This window comes from Lacrimispora sanguinis, from assembly GCF_044987295.1.
GTDB lineage: Bacteria > Bacillota > Clostridia > Lachnospirales > Lachnospiraceae > Lacrimispora > Lacrimispora celerecrescens_B.
The window spans coordinates 4,742,831-4,759,626 of record NZ_CP173277.1; the positions used below are offsets into that span (position 1 = coordinate 4,742,831).

At 40.3% G+C, this 16,796-nt stretch carries 17 protein-coding genes and 1 tRNA gene; 9 read left to right on the top strand and 9 right to left on the bottom strand.

Going from position 1 to position 16,796, the window contains the following annotated elements; genetic code table 11:
- The 7 genes from ACHZES_RS21940 (at position 1) to ACHZES_RS21970 (ending at position 7,292) form a co-directional block, all read left to right on the top strand.
- Entirely contained in the window at positions 1-2,073 is a 2,073-nt protein-coding gene (locus ACHZES_RS21940; RefSeq protein WP_395546650.1) for a ribonucleoside triphosphate reductase, read from the top strand.
- Positions 2,074-2,391: 318 nt separating this feature from the next.
- Entirely contained in the window at positions 2,392-3,195 is an 804-nt protein-coding gene (locus tag ACHZES_RS21945) for a gluconate 5-dehydrogenase (protein WP_089990662.1), read from the top strand.
- Between the two features lie 141 nt (positions 3,196-3,336).
- On the top strand, positions 3,337-4,038 hold the full coding sequence (locus tag ACHZES_RS21950) for a GntR family transcriptional regulator (protein ID WP_038279914.1): 702 nt from the start codon (positions 3,337-3,339) through the stop codon (positions 4,036-4,038).
- A gap of 2 nt (positions 4,039-4,040) precedes the next feature.
- On the top strand, positions 4,041-4,835 hold the full coding sequence (locus ACHZES_RS21955; RefSeq protein WP_395546653.1) for a carbohydrate-binding protein: 795 nt from the start codon (positions 4,041-4,043) through the stop codon (positions 4,833-4,835).
- A 148-nt stretch (positions 4,836-4,983) separates the two neighbouring features.
- Positions 4,984-5,916 carry a type I phosphomannose isomerase catalytic subunit gene (locus tag ACHZES_RS21960; RefSeq protein WP_395546655.1) on the top strand — a complete coding sequence of 311 codons (933 nt, stop codon included), beginning with the start codon at positions 4,984-4,986 and terminating at the stop codon, positions 5,914-5,916.
- 16 nt (positions 5,917-5,932) lie between these two features.
- Entirely contained in the window at positions 5,933-6,811 is an 879-nt protein-coding gene (locus ACHZES_RS21965) for an ROK family protein (RefSeq protein WP_395546658.1), read from the top strand.
- A gap of 106 nt (positions 6,812-6,917) precedes the next feature.
- The gene (locus ACHZES_RS21970) at positions 6,918-7,292 is read left to right on the top strand and encodes a hypothetical protein (RefSeq protein WP_395546660.1); all 375 of its coding nucleotides are present in this window, start codon (positions 6,918-6,920) and stop codon (positions 7,290-7,292) included.
- Positions 7,293-7,426: 134 nt separating this feature from the next.
- Here the strand turns inward: ACHZES_RS21970 and ACHZES_RS21975 are convergent, their stop codons facing one another.
- Complete coding sequence (locus ACHZES_RS21975; protein WP_038279905.1) at positions 7,427-7,573, bottom strand: hypothetical protein; 147 nt, start codon at positions 7,571-7,573, stop codon at positions 7,427-7,429.
- Positions 7,574-7,684: 111 nt separating this feature from the next.
- On the opposite strand from ACHZES_RS21975, the gene ACHZES_RS21980 reads away from it, so the two are divergent.
- Complete coding sequence (locus ACHZES_RS21980; protein WP_166429708.1) at positions 7,685-7,837, top strand: hypothetical protein; 153 nt, start codon at positions 7,685-7,687, stop codon at positions 7,835-7,837.
- A 762-nt stretch (positions 7,838-8,599) separates the two neighbouring features.
- On the opposite strand, the gene ACHZES_RS21985 is transcribed toward ACHZES_RS21980, so the two are convergent.
- The 6 genes from ACHZES_RS21985 to ACHZES_RS22010 form a co-directional block, all read right to left on the bottom strand.
- Complete coding sequence (locus ACHZES_RS21985; protein WP_038279901.1) at positions 8,600-8,872, bottom strand: GNAT family N-acetyltransferase; 273 nt, start codon at positions 8,870-8,872, stop codon at positions 8,600-8,602.
- Positions 8,873-9,005: 133 nt separating this feature from the next.
- Positions 9,006-9,929 carry a DNA ligase gene (locus tag ACHZES_RS21990; RefSeq protein WP_038279899.1) on the bottom strand — a complete coding sequence of 308 codons (924 nt, stop codon included), beginning with the start codon at positions 9,927-9,929 and terminating at the stop codon, positions 9,006-9,008.
- Positions 9,929-10,705, bottom strand: coding sequence for a Ku protein (locus ACHZES_RS21995; protein ID WP_395546664.1), 777 nt, complete (start codon positions 10,703-10,705; stop codon positions 9,929-9,931). Before ACHZES_RS21995 ends, ACHZES_RS21990 begins: the two co-directional genes overlap by 1 nt.
- Before the next feature lie 201 nt (positions 10,706-10,906).
- On the bottom strand, positions 10,907-11,425 hold the full coding sequence (locus ACHZES_RS22000; protein ID WP_395546666.1) for a methyltransferase family protein: 519 nt from the start codon (positions 11,423-11,425) through the stop codon (positions 10,907-10,909).
- A 118-nt stretch (positions 11,426-11,543) separates the two neighbouring features.
- Positions 11,544-11,616, bottom strand: a tRNA-Val gene (locus tag ACHZES_RS22005).
- A 65-nt stretch (positions 11,617-11,681) separates the two neighbouring features.
- Entirely contained in the window at positions 11,682-12,320 is a 639-nt protein-coding gene (locus ACHZES_RS22010; protein WP_038279895.1) for a CatA-like O-acetyltransferase, read from the bottom strand.
- Positions 12,321-12,589: 269 nt separating this feature from the next.
- On the opposite strand from ACHZES_RS22010, the gene ACHZES_RS22015 reads away from it, so the two are divergent.
- Positions 12,590-12,769 (top strand): class I SAM-dependent methyltransferase, encoded by a 180-nt coding sequence (locus ACHZES_RS22015; protein WP_395546667.1) that lies wholly within the window; start codon positions 12,590-12,592, stop codon positions 12,767-12,769.
- Positions 12,770-14,298: 1,529 nt separating this feature from the next.
- Here the strand turns inward: ACHZES_RS22015 and ACHZES_RS22020 are convergent.
- Positions 14,299-15,216 (bottom strand): DUF2935 domain-containing protein, encoded by a 918-nt coding sequence (locus tag ACHZES_RS22020; protein WP_395546668.1) that lies wholly within the window; start codon positions 15,214-15,216, stop codon positions 14,299-14,301.
- Between the two features lie 233 nt (positions 15,217-15,449).
- Positions 15,450-15,821 (bottom strand): YmaF family protein, encoded by a 372-nt coding sequence (locus ACHZES_RS22025; RefSeq protein WP_395546669.1) that lies wholly within the window; start codon positions 15,819-15,821, stop codon positions 15,450-15,452.
- Positions 15,822-16,796: the final 975 nt, after the last annotated feature.

A 16,796-nucleotide genomic window follows, 5' to 3' on the forward strand; every position in this document is an offset into this window, starting at 1 on the left:
ATGCTAAAGGTTATGAAAAGGGATGGCTCAGAAGCGGACTTTGAATTATCAAAGGTCAAAGAAGCCATGAAAAAGGCATTTACTGCAACCGAAAAGTATTATACGGATAGCATTGTGGAATTGCTGGCCTTAAGGGTTGCCTCTGATTTTAAAGATAAGATGAAGGATGATCGGATCGCTGTGGAGGATATCCAGGACAGCGTGGAAAAGGTGCTGGAGGAGACAGGATATACGGATGTGGCAAAGGCGTATATCCTGTACCGGAAGCAGAGAGAAAAGATCAGGAGCCTGGGAGCAACGACTCTTGATTATAAGGATGTAGTGGATAACTACGTAAAGGTAGAGGACTGGCATGTAAAGGAGAATTCCACGGTGACCTATTCCGTGGGAGGCTTAATCCTTAACAATTCCGGAGCGGTGACAGCAAACTACTGGCTTTCTGAAATTTATGATAAAGAGATCGCAGATGCTTATCACAGAGGCGATATCCATATCCATGACCTTTCCATGCTGACAGGATACAGCTGCGGCTGGTCTTTAAAACGGCTTCTGTTAGATGGGCTTGGAGGGATTACCGGAAAGATTACGGCCTCTCCGGCAAAGCATCTGGCTACTCTTTGCAATCAGATGGTTAATTTCCTTGGAATTATGCAGAATGAATGGGCTGCTTCCCAGTCCTTTTCATCCTTTGATACATACCTGGCCCCTTTTGTCAGGGCTGATGGTCTTTCCTATGACAAGGTTAAAAAATGCATGGAGGCTTTTGTGTTCGGTGTAAATACGCCAAGCCGCTGGGGAACCCAGGCACCGTTTTCCCATATTTCACTGGATTTAACGGTTCCTGAGGATATGAGAGAGGAAAAGGCCATTGTCGGGGGACGGCGTATGGACTTTTCCTATGGGGACTGCCAGACCGAGATGGATATGATAAACCGAGCGTTTTTAGAAACCATGCTGGCTGGAGATGCAGGCGGTATGGGATTCCAGTATCCGATTCCGGTTTATGGACTGTCTGAGGATTTTGACTGGTCGGACACAGAGAATAACCGCCTTTTGTTTACTTTGGCATCTCACTATGGAACACCTTACTTTTCCAACTATATCAGGGGCGGTCAGGTACCGGGTGACGTGAGGATCTCCTATCATGGCGTGACCCCGGATCTTACAAAGCTTCGCAAAAAGTCAGGGGGATTCTTCGGATATGGAGAGAATACCGGTTCCATTGGTGTAGTCACCATCAATCTTTCCCGGATTGGATTTTTATCCGCTGATAAATCGGATTTCTACAAACGTCTGGATCAGGTGGCGGATATTGCGGCCAGATCTTTGAAGATTAAACGGGATGTTATAGGCAGACTTTTAAAGAATGGACTTTACCCTTATACGGCCTGTTATCTGGATAACTTGGAAAACCATTTTTCTTCCATAGGCGTGATTGGAATGAATGAGGCAGGGCTTAACGCTTCCTGGCTTAAATCAGGAATGGAATCCCAAAGGACTAGAGATTTTGCAGCGGATGTGCTCATGCATTTACAAAAGAAGCTGATCGGTTATCAGTTGGAGTACGGAAATCTGTACTGCCTGGAAGCAACTCCGGCGGAATCGGCGGCCTACCGTCTGGCAATGATTGACAGAAAGGAATTTCCGGCGATTAAGACAGGGGGAATGGCAGGAGATGTCCCTTATTATACCAACAGCACTAAGCTTCCCTCTGATTTTGGAGGAACACTTAAGGAGGCACTTGATAACCAGAATGCGGTCCAGCCTCTTTATACGGCAGGCAACGTATTTTCCGTTTATATGGAACAGGAAGCAGAAGACTGGAAAGAGATCCGGGATTCTTTGAGGAATATGGCGGAGAATTACGATATCCCATATATGACCATTACACCGGTGTATTCCATCTGTCAGACCTGCGGGTATCTTTCCGGAAGAGCGGAAACCTGTCCGAAATGCGGGAAAAAGACGGACGTATACAGCAGAATCGCCGGATATTACCGTCCCGTACATGACTGGAATGAAGGAAAACTCCAGGAGTTTAAAAACCGGAAAATGATGAATTTGGAAGACTAAAATCAGTAGCCGGACTGACATAATGAGCAGGATTTCATGATTGAAATCCCGGTTTTCTTTAGGAAAGCCGGGATTTTTTTAGTTGGCAGAAAGGGAAGAAAGAATGGTGTCTGGACATGGAAATGTCGCTTGGAAAATTATAGATAAATAAAAGCGTTATTGTTTGTTAAATATGTACATTGAAAAAAGAGATGGGATATGCTAGCATATATACAAGGTGTTAGATTTGTATACAAATTTTATAGTTTGGATACACTTCGAAACACGGCAAAAATGAAATAACTGACCCCCATATAATAAGCAAAGGAGAGATTAATCATGAATTTAGCAAACCAGTTTTCCCTTGACGGAAAAGTTGCATTAGTCACAGGCGCTTCCTATGGCATTGGATTTGCCATTGCAAAAGGTCTTGCAGCAGCAGGCGCAACCATTGTTTTTAATGATATTAAGCAGGAATTAGTTGATAAAGGAATTGCCGCATACGAGGAAGAGGGAATTAAAGCTCATGGTTACGTATGTGACGTAACTGATGAGAACGGCGTAAACGCTATGGTAGCTCAGATCGAGAAGGAAGTCGGCGTTATCGATATCCTGGTAAACAATGCAGGTATTATCAAGCGTATTCCTATGGTTGATATGACCGCTGAGCAGTTCAGACAGGTAATTGACGTTGATTTGAACGCTCCATTTATCGTTGCTAAGGCAGTTATTCCGTCCATGATCAAGAAAGGCCACGGAAAGATCATTAACATCTGCTCCATGATGTCCGAGCTTGGCCGTGAGACCGTATCCGCATATGCAGCTGCAAAGGGCGGACTTAAGATGCTGACAAAGAACATTGCATCTGAGTACGGTGAATTCAACATTCAGTGTAACGGCATTGGACCTGGTTACATCGCAACTCCTCAGACAGCACCGCTGCGCGAGACTCAGGCAGATGGTTCCAGACATCCATTTGACCAGTTCATTATTGCTAAGACTCCGGCAGGACGCTGGGGAGAAGCAGAGGATCTTTCAGGTCCGGCAGTCTTCCTTTCTTCTGACGCTTCCAACTTTGTTAACGGACATATCCTGTACGTAGACGGTGGTATCTTAGCTTACATTGGCAAACAGCCACAGTAACAGTCAGATTTCAATATTCAGGTCCGGCTCTTTATCAAGAACCGGCTCTGGTGTTAAAAAGTATGACCATGATGTCTGCCTTTAAGGCGGAGGTCATGGCATATTTTTTAACGGCCTAATATAGAGGACGGAGAGGGTTCGATGGAAGGAAAGACCAAAACCTATAAAAACCGCGGTGAGCTGGTGTTTGAAACATTAAAGCAGGAGATTCTGGACCTGGAATTAAAGCCCGGACAGATCATCAGCGAAAATGAAATCTGTGAACGGTTTGGCGTATCCCGGACGCCTGTCAGGGAAGCGGTGAGAAGGCTTCAGGAACAGGGCTTTGTCAATTCGGTGCCATATTCCGGCACACAGGTAACGCTTTTGAATCTGGATACGATTAAACAAATGATATACATGCGTGTTGCGGTGGAAACCATGGTCATGCGGGATTTTATGAATATGGCGACGCCTCTTTGGATGGAGGAAGTCCGGTATTTGATCCGCAAGCAGCAGGCTCTGATTCAGGAAAAAGGATTTGAACCGGAGCAGTTTTACCGTATGGATGCACAGATGCATGCCATTTGGTATCAGGCAACCGGCAAACAGAAGCTTTGGGATATGATACAGGCCCAACAGTTACATTACACAAGGTTCCGTATGCTTGACTTCGTAACTGAGACGGATTTTACCAGAATCATCAGGGAGCACACAGAGCTTTTTGAACTGCTGGAGAAAAAAGACATCGATGGCCTGGAGCGGTCCCTCAGAGAACATCTGTATTACAGCATGAAGAGAATGAAGTATCAGATAGAAGTAGAATATAAAGACTATTTTGAGCAGGAAGAGCAGGAGGACTGATCATGGCGAATGTATCAATAGCTATAAGAAACCAGAATGGCGAAGTAAAGGCAACCGTATTGGGAGAGGATCAGGCAATCCTCGTGTTTGAAGGAGAATACGAAGAAGGCGATGCCATTGTATTCACAACAGATAAAACAGGCGCTCATTATGTGGTACGCATTGATGACTGCATGGATGAGTCTTTTGTGTATCTGACAAAGGAGGAAGTAGTTTATACCATACCTTTTGGAGAGAAAAAGATTTCCTATAACCCGGAAGCCTTTACAGGGGAACGTCATTATCTGACCATTCGGGAAGCCTTTGATTATGAAGCAGGCATTTACAGGAACCTGGCAAAGAATGTTATGGACCAGCATGGAGATACAGGCTGTTTCCCTCATGCTTTTGCCAATGTGGAGACCAGAGGAGAAGCGGTATTTGCGGCGCGCAATGCCATTGACGGCGTCCTTGCCAACGAATCTCACGGCGCATGGCCTTATGAATCCTGGGGTATCAACCGCCAGGATGATGCGGAAATGACCCTGGACTTTGGCCGTCCTGTAGATTTTGATAAGATTGCTTTGTATACACGTGCGGATTTCCCACATGATAACTGGTGGGTAAAAGCCAAGCTTTCATTCTCCGACGGAACGGAAGAGATAGTAGAAATGGAAAAGAGCGTGAAACCTCATCTGTTTTCTTTGGAAAGAAAGAATATCACATGGGTGAAGATAAGTGATCTGATAAAGGCAGATGATCCTTCTCCATTTCCAGCCCTTACCCAGATTGAGGTATACGGAAAAGATTCTATATAAGAGTGGAAAGAAAAGTGTCAGAATGAATCCGGTTAACGGACATTCCGGCATTTTTTTTCATTAATAAGACAATAACTCTTTTCCTTTTTCGAATATTCAGGTAAAATATAGGCAGTGTTCATAAATCACTGCATAAGGAGGAAAACAGATGGAACTTTTGTTTCTGGAGCCTGTGTTCATAGAGGCGATCTGGGGCGGTACCAAACTTCGAGATGTATTTGGCTATGAGATACCAAGCGATACCACCGGGGAATGCTGGGGGATCAGTGCTCATGAGAACGGGGAATGTAAAATTGCGGGAGGTATCTATGACGGCAGGCGGCTTAGCGCCCTGTGGAAGGAGAAACCGGAGATATTCGGGAATTATCCCGGAGACAAGTTCCCCCTACTGGTTAAGATCATTGATGCCAAGAAGGATTTAAGCATCCAGGTTCATCCCGATGATTTCTATGCGAAGATCCATGAGAATGGCTCCCTTGGAAAAACAGAGTGCTGGTATATTCTGGACTGTGAGCCAGGAACTGAGATTGCGATCGGCCACCATGCCAAGGACCGGGAAGAGATGGAAGCCATGATACGGGATCACCGGTGGAAGGAATTTATTCGAACTGTTCCGATCAAAAGAGGGGACTTTTTCCAGATTGAGCCTGGCTGTGTTCATGCAATCAAGGGCGGGACTCTGGTACTTGAGACCCAGCAGAGCAGCGATATTACGTACCGTGTATATGACTATGACCGTTTGTCCAATGGGAAACCAAGACAGCTTCATGTGGAGCAGAGCATTGCTAATATAAGGGCACCTTTTAAGGAAGCACTAGCTGATCCGGAAACAGAGAAAGTACCAGGCGCAGTGCACACTCATTTAGTGTCCTGCAAGTTTTACTCCGTAGATAAATATGATATTGATGGTGTCTTTACAAAAGAGTTTGGAAGGTATTTTACCAATGTAAGCATAATAAGCGGAAGAGGTTCGGTGAATGGAATTCCTTTAGAGGCAGGACAGCATTTCATTGTACCGGCAAAAAGCGGAGAGTGCAGATTTGAAGGAAAGATGTCTATCATCTGTTCCAATCCAGAGTAAAGGGAGGCAAATGAATATGAGACTTGGAGCATTAGAGGCAGGCGGAACAAAGATGGTTTGTGCCATCGGCAACGAAAATGGTGATATTATTGAACGTGTTTCCATACCGACTGAGACACCGGAGATCACCATGCCAAAGCTGATCGAGTATTTTAAAGATAAAAAAATAGAAGCCCTGGGAATCGGCTGCTTCGGCCCGATTGATTTAAACAGGAGTTCGGAGACCTATGGTTATATCACCACCACGCCAAAGCTTGCCTGGGCCAACTACAACATAGTTGGGGTCTTAAAAGCAGCTCTTAAGGTTCCGGTTGGATTTGACACGGATGTGAATGGGTCTGCTTTGGGGGAAGCTACCTGGGGTATTACAAAGGGCCTTGAAAACAGTATGTATATCACCATCGGAACCGGCGTTGGAGCAGGAATTATCACCAATGGAATCCTGCTTCACGGCATGCTGCATCCAGAGGGAGGACACTTGCTGCTGTCCAAGCATCCGGATGATGACTATGAGGGAAAATGTCCTTATCATAAAACATGTCTGGAAGGCCTGGCCGCAGGTCCTGCCATAGAAGCCCGGTGGGGAAAGAAGGGCGCAGAGCTGGCTGACAGGAAAGAAGTGTGGGAATTAGAGGCATATTACATCGCTCAGGCTTTGGTAGATTATATTATGATCCTATCTCCTCAGCGCATTATTCTGGGCGGAGGAGTCATGCATCAGGAACATATGATGCCTTTGGTAAGAGAAGAAGTGAAGCGCCAATTGGCCGGATATATCAAGACAAAAGAGCTTGAGGATATCGAACATTATATCGTTCTCCCCAGCTTAGATGATAATCAGGGAATCATGGGAGCATTAAAGCTGGCTGTCGATGAATATCAACTGGAAAAATAGAGTTTAATTGCCAATTTTCTCCTAGTGAAATTCCATTTCCTGTATGTTAAGATACATTTTGTAACAGAAATGTAATAATTGCGTAACAAATAAGGAGGATATTACCATGAGAAAATTACCAGTATTCGTTTTAGCAGCAGCAACCGCACTTACTGTAGCAGGTGTTCCTATGACCGCTCAGGCAGCAACCTGCCCAGTGTCATCAGGTAATAGCTTTAACCTTTCCAATTGCTTTGGACAGTCTGGAGATATCAACAGCATCTTAAGCAAGCTTGGCTGCAGCAATGGTACGAACTGCTTCACTGGTTCCAACTGCTCCAATGGTTCCAACTGTTCCAAGGGTTCCTCTTGCACTAAGGGAGCTACCTGTTCCGGCGGTAACTGCTCTAGCAGCAAGAACAGCAGCTCTTGTTCTAAGACAAAAGGTGCAACCACAAACAATGGCCGTCAGTGCAAATCATCTTACGGAAATTGGAGATAATTATTTTTACGTTTTTTAATGGGTCGGATCCTATGTGTCCGGCCCCTTTTCTATGGGAAGATTCTTAAGATTTTGCATCAAAAAACAGCCATAAGGCCAATCTCGGCTTGTGACTGTTTTTTTGGGGAAAATAATTAACTCCCTTCGTTTACAATCTCCTCCAAAATATGGATTAAATCGTAAATGGTGTTAATTTGTACGTTTCGCTCCAGGATTTCATTTTTTAAGTCGATGGAAAGAGTCTCGAATTTAGCCTGGACTGCAGGAGCTATATATGACATATTCATCACCTCATTTTTATAATGTACAGCAGTGGAATGTATTATGCGTGGAAACGCTGTTTTTACATAAATCTTATATCGTCAGACCATACTATTGCTGAGGTGATGGAAATGGAGAAGAATAAACAGGAAAAGCTTTCCCCGAAAAATAAAAATGAAATGAATCACGGCATGTCAGAAAAGGGCAAGCCGGAAAATCAGAATCAGACACACAATTCCCGCCGGGAAGGCATGGGACCAAATACAAAAAGAAGGTCAGATTAATCTTAAAAGGGGTGGAAACCAGATGCCATGGTTTCCTCCCCTTTGAGGTTTCATATTTATGATCGGGCAGTTTTGCAGGACTTCCTATCAGAAGCATTAGAAAAGAAGACAAAACCAAAATGAGTTATCTGTCATTGGTAGGGCGGCGGCTGAGAGTTGTTATTGCTTCTTTCTGCTGCTGCTTTGATAAGTCGTTCTGTAATAATAATATATGTACGAATTCCAAATATGTGAACAAGCTGAAATAACACGTATAAAGGGAAGGGCGGAAGCAGAGCAAAGGAGAACTTCCGCCCATATGATGTTGCATATATAATAACGGAAACAAATCGGTTTTGTGACGCAGATTAAGGAATTTTTATAGATTACCTTTAAATTGTATCCTGTCGCAGCCGGATTATGGTACTTGCCTGCATAAAATCATTGATAAAGCATCATACGAGGTAACGGAGAAAATTATTGAATTTTGTTATATGTATTTTTAACGTCTTTGAAAGTAGCCTTTACCTAACAATAAGCTTAATGACATCCCCATTATTAACCCTATTCCCAAATTGTTTATAACAGCACCGAATATCAGGCCCAGACTGATTCCCAGAGCCAGACTGTCTTGATAGAAACTGCCCCTATTATTTGAATTTAGCATCATATGTACCCCTTTTGCATTTTTAAATATTTTACATCAGTTAATGGTTGAAGTACACTGGTATTTTCTGAGAATGCAAAGACAGGGCATTTGGCGAAATAGCCGCAGAAGAGCGGCTATTTCACCAAATCATTATACTCCGGGTGTTTTTCGAACCAGTTAATGGCATAGGAGCATGTCAGGATTGCCTTTTTATTTTCAGACCGTAATTGTTTTGCTACAGCCTCCATAAGTTGTCCTGCCACACCCTGACCTCTAAGAGAATCATCTACATAAGTGTGATTGATATTTACCGTATTCTGGTCAACTGCTGGAAAAGTAACCTCGGCGAGTAAGTTGTTATCGGAATGATAGAGAGCGATTTGGTTTGAATTATAAGTGAAATCCATATGCATTACCTCCTGTTTTGTGATAAAAATATTATAGCAGTTACTATTTGTGACATCAAGGATAATATAGGCAGGTGAAGCCTAAAGAGAGTCCGCTTAAAAAAGGTGGGCAACCGGAATTCGGGCCCACCTTTTATACCTTACATTCTATGGCGAGTTTATCGTCTCGTATGCCTTTAAATACAGGCTGCCTAAAGCTTTCTTTTTCAGTAGGCATTGATTCTACGATACAAACGAGTTCCGGTGCCATCCAAACACAATCCTCGTTTCCTGGCGGTACATAACCGAAAGGGGAGTAATCCATCGTTTTATACTTATGCTCGTTTAATATTCTTAAGCTTACGCCAAGTGTGACATGCCCCTTATATACAAGTACATCATCATCGTATTGGCCGAGAACCAGGCTGGTCATGTTGTTTTCTTTAGGAATGTATCCACATATCACACAATCGTCAGTGGCCATTATTTTGCATTTCACCCAGTCCTTGGTACGTTTTCCTTGCCAATAAAGGCTATCTTTTCTTTTTGCAACGATTCCCTCGAGACCTTTTTCTTTCACAAGTTCATACAATTTTATTCCATCATTTTCTATAAACCTGGAAACAGAAATTAAATTATTTTCAATTACAACATCAGTGAGATATTTTTTCCTCTCCATTAAGGGGAGCATTGTAATGTCCTTATCTTTATAGTATAAAATGTCATAAGCTATGACACTGGCAGGATATTTATCAGCGGCTAACTTTATTTTAAATGAATTGCTCATCAACGCCCGCTTTTGTACTTCATAGAAATCAGGTATCCCATTTTTGAGTACAAGCAATTCGTGGTCAATGATACATTTCGTTTTAACCTGTTTATAAAGACTTTCCAGCTCCGGGAATATGGGAACCATGAGTTTATTTCTTTTGTTTCTCATATCTGTTTTAGTATCCAAAAATGACAGAGTCCTGATCCCGTCCCATTTTATCTCGTAGATAAAATTTGGAGAATCAAACGGATCTACCATTTCTGAAATCAGCATCGGGTTTATATTCCTGCTTTCAAAAATATCCATTATGCTAACCCTTTGTTACTCTTTGTCATTTCAACGGTCTTCTTCATTGCTTCCATCAAATCGATGATGTTGTTTGGACTCTCTTTGTCAACATTTACGATCTCTTTTCCGGCTATTTTAGATTCAATTGCTTGCCGAAGTTTTTCCTGATATTCATCATGATATAAACCAGGGTCAAAAGTAGATGTCATAGAGTCAATCATTGTCTTTGCCATATCTATTTCCGGAGTGCTGACATCCACTTTTGCAGATGCTACGGGCACCGCTTGTATTTCTGCCTGATAATAGAGAGTTTTTGCAATGATTCCTTCTTGCGTTGGATATAATACGATAAGGCTTTCTGTTGTACCAAGTACAGTTTTTGCAATTCCTACTTTTTCCTGGGCTAACATTGCCTGTCTTAATAGTTCGAATGCTTTTTCTGCTCCTGGTTCTGGGACTACATAATAATTCTTTTCATAATATATCTGATCTACATCAGACAACATTGCGAAATGTTCTATGTGTATAGTCTTATCTTTCTTGGTTTTTATTTTTTCAAGTTCATCTTCTGTGAAAGTCACATACTTACCCTTTTCGTATTCATACCCCTTTATAATATCATCACTTGTTACCTCTTTATTGCATGAAGGACATATTTTCTTTTGTCTTACTCGTTCGTGGGTATCCTTACAGAGCTGATTGAAACTTACTGAGATATCTTTTGTTGTCTTGTATAATCCAACCGGTATATAAAGTAAACCTACGCTTATTGCACTTTTATGCGCGATTGCCATGATATCGCCTCCTTTTTGCTATTGTTTGAAAATATGAGGATATTATGCAGTGGTAATTTAAAAGGTTGTTTTGAATTTGATGAGAATTGGAAATTGTTATTGACAGGACAAGACGAAAGGCGTAAAAAAATACCTCATCTATGGATAGAGGAGGTATTGATATCTGGAGAGGTATAGTACCTGAGCTATAGTAAAGGTTTATTAAATATACCGCTTAACAATATTCATATAGTTTATATAATCTGTCCCGAATTTGTCGACGCACCATCTTTCTTCGGAAAGAATAATCCAGTGTGCAGATAATTGAAAGACAAGCAGAGATATAAACAGTAAAATAGAATGTGTTAATAATACACAGCCTAAGAAATAAATGAAATATCCTATATACATAGGGTTACGGGAGATCTTATATATTCCGTTTTTATTTATTCCGCTTTGTTCAGGTTTTGCAAAGTCCACAGTGGAAATGATAAGCACAATGTTGCCTAAGATATAGATAAATAAGGCGATAAAAAACAGAGGTGTTTTGGTCTGGATTCTTAAAAAGGCCGAATATAGGATTATAAATGTGTTTGAAAGCTGGTAAAAAAGGTAGGCAGCCTTTTCGTTACCCTCTAATGGGGCGAAGAAAGCGGCACGGTTTAAAGCATCTTTATTTATCATATTCAGTAAGCCGAACCTTATGAGAAAGATAGGTATCATTAATAGAAATGCATTCATTTTATACTCCTCCCCCTGAAATTATATTGTACCTGATACAGCAAATTATTGCATAAAATCATATTCAAAAACCCTAGTATTTACAAGGAATTCTTGCAATTACCAGGGCTTTTAATAATGGAGACAACAGGACTCGAACCTGCGACCCTCTACACGTCAAGCAGATGCTCTCCCAGCTGAGCTATGTCTCCATAGGAGCATTGTAACTGAAAACTTAAAAAAAGGCAAGCGAAATTCTTCCAGAAATTTGAAGATTTTACAGCAGCCAATCCAGGTTATCACACCTGCTTTGAAGCTCCAAAAAAAACTTTGATATATGAAATCCATCCATGAGGGCATGATTAGCCAGGATTGATACCGGTATTTTTAAACTTCCTTCTGATTTAAAATACTTTCCCCAGGTAATACGGGGATTGCTGTCCGCAGGAATCGGAACCGGTTGAATAATTGACGTATAGCTCACCCATGGAATGCTGGAAAAGAAAAAGAGCTGATCTTGGTCTTCCCCGTCTGCAAGGGACTGGGACTGTTTGGACTTTTCCTGCCGCTGCTTCCCATCCTTTAGAAAAGCATCAAATGGCAGCCGATCGTCTGCGGTACAGTAACAATAGTTTTCGCCTTCTAATGCCAGGGTATAGGAGGGAATACAATGGTCATACTCGATGATACCATCTCCATGAATACGACGGCGGAATTCCGGGATGGAGTTGGCTGTCTGAGCTGTCGCATAAAGAAAAGTCAAATAAAAGGGCAGTCCCTTTTCTTTAATACAGTTCATGAAACTTGTAATGTCCAAATTTACTGTCATGCCTACATATGGATAAGCGAAATTGCGGAAAAGGTTAAATTGATCTTTTCGCAAATAATGTTCCATGTCAAGATAATGATAACTCATAAAATATACCTCCTGATTTTATAAACTGATTGCGGCATAGAACCTTAGAGAAAGGTGCCGGTTATATATGCGATCTTGATACAAAAAACCGAAAACCATATATTAATTAGTATGCTTAATAGTAATTCAATATCATAAATTATATCATATATAATTAGTAATGTCATGATTTCATACTATGATACAGGAGATAATATTACATAATGAATATGAGAAGTTAAAGTTCCCAGGTCATTCAGCAATAAAAAAATAAAAGATTAAGGCTCATAATGATTGATTTCCATGATTTAAAACTTCGTATGGGTACCTTCCTGGAACTGCCTTTACAGGATAAAACTATGGATACCATCGTAAGTTGCTATGCATTTCATCACTGCAATAATGATGAAAGAAGATTAGCATTAAAAGAAATGGATCGGGTTTTAAAACCAAATGGGAGAATTATTTAACAGATCTGATGTTTTATGACGACAAGGAAAGAGATGATTTTGAGAAGTTCTGTACAAAAGCTGAATTGAGAGATTTGTATGATGAATATTTTACAACAGTAATTAACATTAAAGCTGATGCATAATCTTTGGGATATTAGAAAACATCAACATGGCCCCACAGATTAAAATTAGCTTTGCAAAAATCAACTTTGATTTTTTAACAGAGATAGGTAAAAAGCAACCCCATTGTCTTGTTAAGGTATTCTTCAATAACAAGCAAAGCTAGCAGAGTAGCTTCCCCAATATACGCTAACGAACATTCAAAAATGTGAGGGAAGATAAGTCACCTGAAGAATGTAGGATATAAAGCTTGTTTTTATTTGTGAGTAGAAAGAGAGGCGGGCCCGAATACCGAAGCCCGCCCCTACGTCGCGTACGTTTCTTTCCATCTGCATTTTCAGCAGCTATTTTTAAGCTATTCCAGTAGATAACTTCATTTCTAGTTTTTACCAGTTTCTCTCACAATCGCATTCATCTTCGTGTTCCTTCTCGTATTCGTATTCCTTCTCGTATTCGTATTCGTGTTCGCACTCACATTCGCGTTTACATTCACATTCACACTTGGGTTTGCATTCCCATTTGATTTTGCATTCGCATTTAGGTTTGCATTCGCATTTAGGTTTGCATTCGCATTTACGTTTTGGCTTGCATTCACATTCACGTTTTGGTTCGCGCTTTTCAAAACATTTACATCTATCACTACTCATATATTTTCACTCCTTTCATATCTTATTACATAATATTATATGGGACAAGTAGGCGGAGTGTGAATTTTGAGTATGAGCAGAAGAAAGGGCCCCAATTCGGATTATCGGTGCCCGTTTCGTTGGAGTGTTTTATAGAAATAAATGCCTTGTACAATATATTATATGCATCAATTTTTAATAGTGATTCTCGTTCTCTACTCTGAACCTAAAAAAGCATGTTAAATATAGATGATATAATTTTTTTATTAAATCATAGGAGATTTTATAGTGTATAAAAAAGATAAAATAATGCGCGGGTTACCATTGAGACGGCATTTTATAAATAAGAAGTATTACATTATAACTGATTAATGGATAATTATTATAAGCTAAAACAGAATCGACGGATGGCTGCTAAAACAACGGCACGGGCCAAATTGTTACAACTGTAAGCTATCCGAATCTTTGTCAATCGCTATTACTCGTCTTGCTACTCTAATTACATACCATAACCCGATGAAAGAGTACTTTTATACAGTAAAAAAGGCATGTCCATTAAACCCATTGAATTAATGAAAAAATATCTGTTAAATGGATTTTAGATTTTGTGTCTGTATTGTTGCACATGGAGAACAGGCTGTCAAGAACTTTTGGCAGCCTGTTCTTTGCCATTCCGGTTAATCGAGATCCTGTGGGGTAATCCGTTCTTCAAAGTTAGAGGCAGCGCATAGCACTGCCCTAAAGCTACCAATAATGGTTAATAATGACCCTTTGATTTTATGGCTACAAGGTAGAACCTGTTTAAGAAGAGCGTTGAGGTAATTGTCGAAGCAACCGGATATAATGGTTTGATTCACGCAGCACATGATCCGCCAACAAAGGTAAAATAATACTGCGTATTTTACATGCATTGATCCCTTTTGTGCCCGCTTCTTTGAAATCGCGATACTTTTCAGTTTTTTGTAAGGTTGTATCTGTTACGCTGCCAATCGTCATATCAGTAGCTGCCCTTGCCGCTTGCATTAGTTCATTATATTCCCCAGCAAAATCATTCGCTGTATTTATGAGATCGCATTCGGTTGGATCAAGCAAACCTCGGATAAATAATGCATGTTCCATCATAATCTGATCCCAGAACAGCTCGGTATCTCTTAGGTTTTCCTCTGGATTCTGTCGGCTCTCCAGTGCGACTAAATGGCTATGATACATTTTGGCTTCACGTAGGATATGGTCAATGAGCAGTGGGTAATTTACCGTGAATATGTTACATGACAATACATTATCTAATATTCCTGTCTTGAAATCGATAAGTCCCTCCAACATTGGTATGACAAAGGCATTAAGCTGACTTACCTGCTGTACCAATGCAGGAGTAATCAAGGGATTGGCTTCACCATAAAGTGCTTCTTCCAGCCTCGTGATTTCCTGATTGATGGCTATGCCTGTGAAGTATTGTGTTTTTTGTTCACTACCAAGGGTGTAATCAGTGACAATTTCACCGGAGGATGCCACAAGAGGGCTGATAATGCCATTTCCCAATACTACAGCATTATGTAAGATAGATTCGAACTGCTGCTTGTATTGATCTGCAACGTGAGAAAAGTCAGGATTGGCCGGAGTAAAGCCAGCCTCCAAGAATAAGGAATGTTCTTTCATAATGCGCCCAAAAAACATGTTTAGCTCAAGTGAGAGGATTGCATATTGTTGTTCAGTAATCATAAGAAATCTCCTTTGAAGTCTCTTTATTATTCTACCGATATCATATGCCAGTGCCAATGACTAATTGTCTGAAAAATAAAAAAATTTGATATGTGCTAGATGCCAAGAAACGAATAATGAAATTTATTGATATAGAAGTATTAAGAAGGCTGGTTAAGACAGGTGGTAAACATAGTATAAACCACCACACCTCAAACGAAATTTAAGCAGCTTGAAGTGTGGTGGACATTATTTTAGGCTTCTTCACCGATAGGATCATCAATCAAGGTGGCCACTCTAAAGTTATGAAAGTGACCATCGCTAACTTCTGTTACGGATTCCAGAAAATGAACATGTCTGTCTCCCCCAACAGGAATTGCAAGCGATGTTTTGCCATGAAATTCATGAAAATGATTTTCATAAAAATCTGTTCTAAATTTTACTTCATGAAAGTGGTTCTTACCAACAGGAATTGCTTCACCTGAAACCGTAGCAAAACGATGATTATGTGGATCTTCTTCGCGTTCTGCTATCTCTACGCTGCCTTGAACTTCATGAACATGTGTCTGTCGCTTATTATGACAATCACAACATTCTTTAAACCAATCTTGTTTATAGTTATCCATATTGATTTGCTCCTGTATTCCAACACTAGGAAAACTTTGTTTCCCATTATTATTATATGAAGATAATGCCCTAAGGTGTTTTTTCTAGGATGAGGGATTATGGATTGAACCGAATGAGGAATTGAATCATGTACAACTGACGAATATCAGGTACCAGCAGAGTGTTGAGAGTGAGGTTAAGCACTAAGGGAGACTGTCATTTACATGTCAGAAGATAACGTCACTAATTGCAAAATGATATAGATAAAATATGTTAGGGAGATGTAATGAAGATTAAATTAAAAAATGAAAATACCATAGAAACTAGGCAATCAGAAAATGTACCAATTCGTAGTATACGAGCAAGACTATATAATACTAAATACACAATATGAACGTGAAATAACAGGAGATGAGAAGAAAGTTATCGAATTGTTTATGGTAAGATCCGCCAGATTTTAAGAAGGAATACAATGTTAACGGGGGTGTCATATTTAAAAGTTCTGGAAAAGTTTCATTTTTTTTAAACGAATACTTCAAGATTGAAACAAGCAGATGGTATTTTATCAGTATCTAGGACAACACTAAAGCCACTTAGTTTCATACCTTTTGATAAAAACTACCATTTGTAGTTAGTGTACTTTTTAATTCTACCTTACTACCTGCTTTTACATAAAGAGAATCAGGAAAATACATATAGGATTCTTTGCTATAAGCATAAAAACAGAAAAAGATGTAACGGAAGTTTTATTTTAGAGTAAAAAAATCAAAAATAAAAAAACGCTGGAAGCTTGATGATACAAAGCTTTCAGCATTCCTTGTGCGATCGGAGTAACAGGATTTGAACTTTTATACCAATATTTTAACGTGAGTTTATCGTACTTTTAAAGCTCTATGTTAAACTGTCAACAATTCTGTCAACACATAAGGAAAGGGGATAGCATCGTGTACGCTATAATCTTTTCGTATATTTATAGTATACAATCCTTCAAATTA

Bases quoted from the DNA above. Each gene is read 5' to 3' on its own strand.
- ACHZES_RS21940 (WP_395546650.1), top strand. From the start codon at position 1: ATGCTAAAGGTTATGAAAAGGGATGGCTCAGAAGCGGACTTTGAATTA.
- ACHZES_RS21945 (WP_089990662.1), top strand. From the start codon at position 2,392: ATGAATTTAGCAAACCAGTTTTCCCTTGACGGAAAAGTTGCATTAGTC.
- ACHZES_RS21950 (WP_038279914.1), top strand. From the start codon at position 3,337: ATGGAAGGAAAGACCAAAACCTATAAAAACCGCGGTGAGCTGGTGTTT.
- ACHZES_RS21955 (WP_395546653.1), top strand. From the start codon at position 4,041: ATGGCGAATGTATCAATAGCTATAAGAAACCAGAATGGCGAAGTAAAG.
- ACHZES_RS21960 (WP_395546655.1), top strand. From the start codon at position 4,984: ATGGAACTTTTGTTTCTGGAGCCTGTGTTCATAGAGGCGATCTGGGGC.
- ACHZES_RS21965 (WP_395546658.1), top strand. From the start codon at position 5,933: ATGAGACTTGGAGCATTAGAGGCAGGCGGAACAAAGATGGTTTGTGCC.
- ACHZES_RS21970 (WP_395546660.1), top strand. From the start codon at position 6,918: ATGAGAAAATTACCAGTATTCGTTTTAGCAGCAGCAACCGCACTTACT.
- ACHZES_RS21975 (WP_038279905.1), bottom strand. From the start codon at position 7,573: ATGTCATATATAGCTCCTGCAGTCCAGGCTAAATTCGAGACTCTTTCC.
- ACHZES_RS21980 (WP_166429708.1), top strand. From the start codon at position 7,685: ATGGAGAAGAATAAACAGGAAAAGCTTTCCCCGAAAAATAAAAATGAA.
- ACHZES_RS21985 (WP_038279901.1), bottom strand. From the start codon at position 8,872: ATGGATTTCACTTATAATTCAAACCAAATCGCTCTCTATCATTCCGAT.
- ACHZES_RS21990 (WP_038279899.1), bottom strand. From the start codon at position 9,929: ATGGATATTTTTGAAAGCAGGAATATAAACCCGATGCTGATTTCAGAA.
- ACHZES_RS21995 (WP_395546664.1), bottom strand. From the start codon at position 10,705: ATGGCAATCGCGCATAAAAGTGCAATAAGCGTAGGTTTACTTTATATA.
- ACHZES_RS22000 (WP_395546666.1), bottom strand. From the start codon at position 11,425: ATGAATGCATTTCTATTAATGATACCTATCTTTCTCATAAGGTTCGGC.
- ACHZES_RS22010 (WP_038279895.1), bottom strand. From the start codon at position 12,320: ATGAGTTATCATTATCTTGACATGGAACATTATTTGCGAAAAGATCAA.
- ACHZES_RS22015 (WP_395546667.1), top strand. From the start codon at position 12,590: ATGATTGATTTCCATGATTTAAAACTTCGTATGGGTACCTTCCTGGAA.
- ACHZES_RS22020 (WP_395546668.1), bottom strand. From the start codon at position 15,216: ATGATTACTGAACAACAATATGCAATCCTCTCACTTGAGCTAAACATG.
- ACHZES_RS22025 (WP_395546669.1), bottom strand. From the start codon at position 15,821: ATGGATAACTATAAACAAGATTGGTTTAAAGAATGTTGTGATTGTCAT.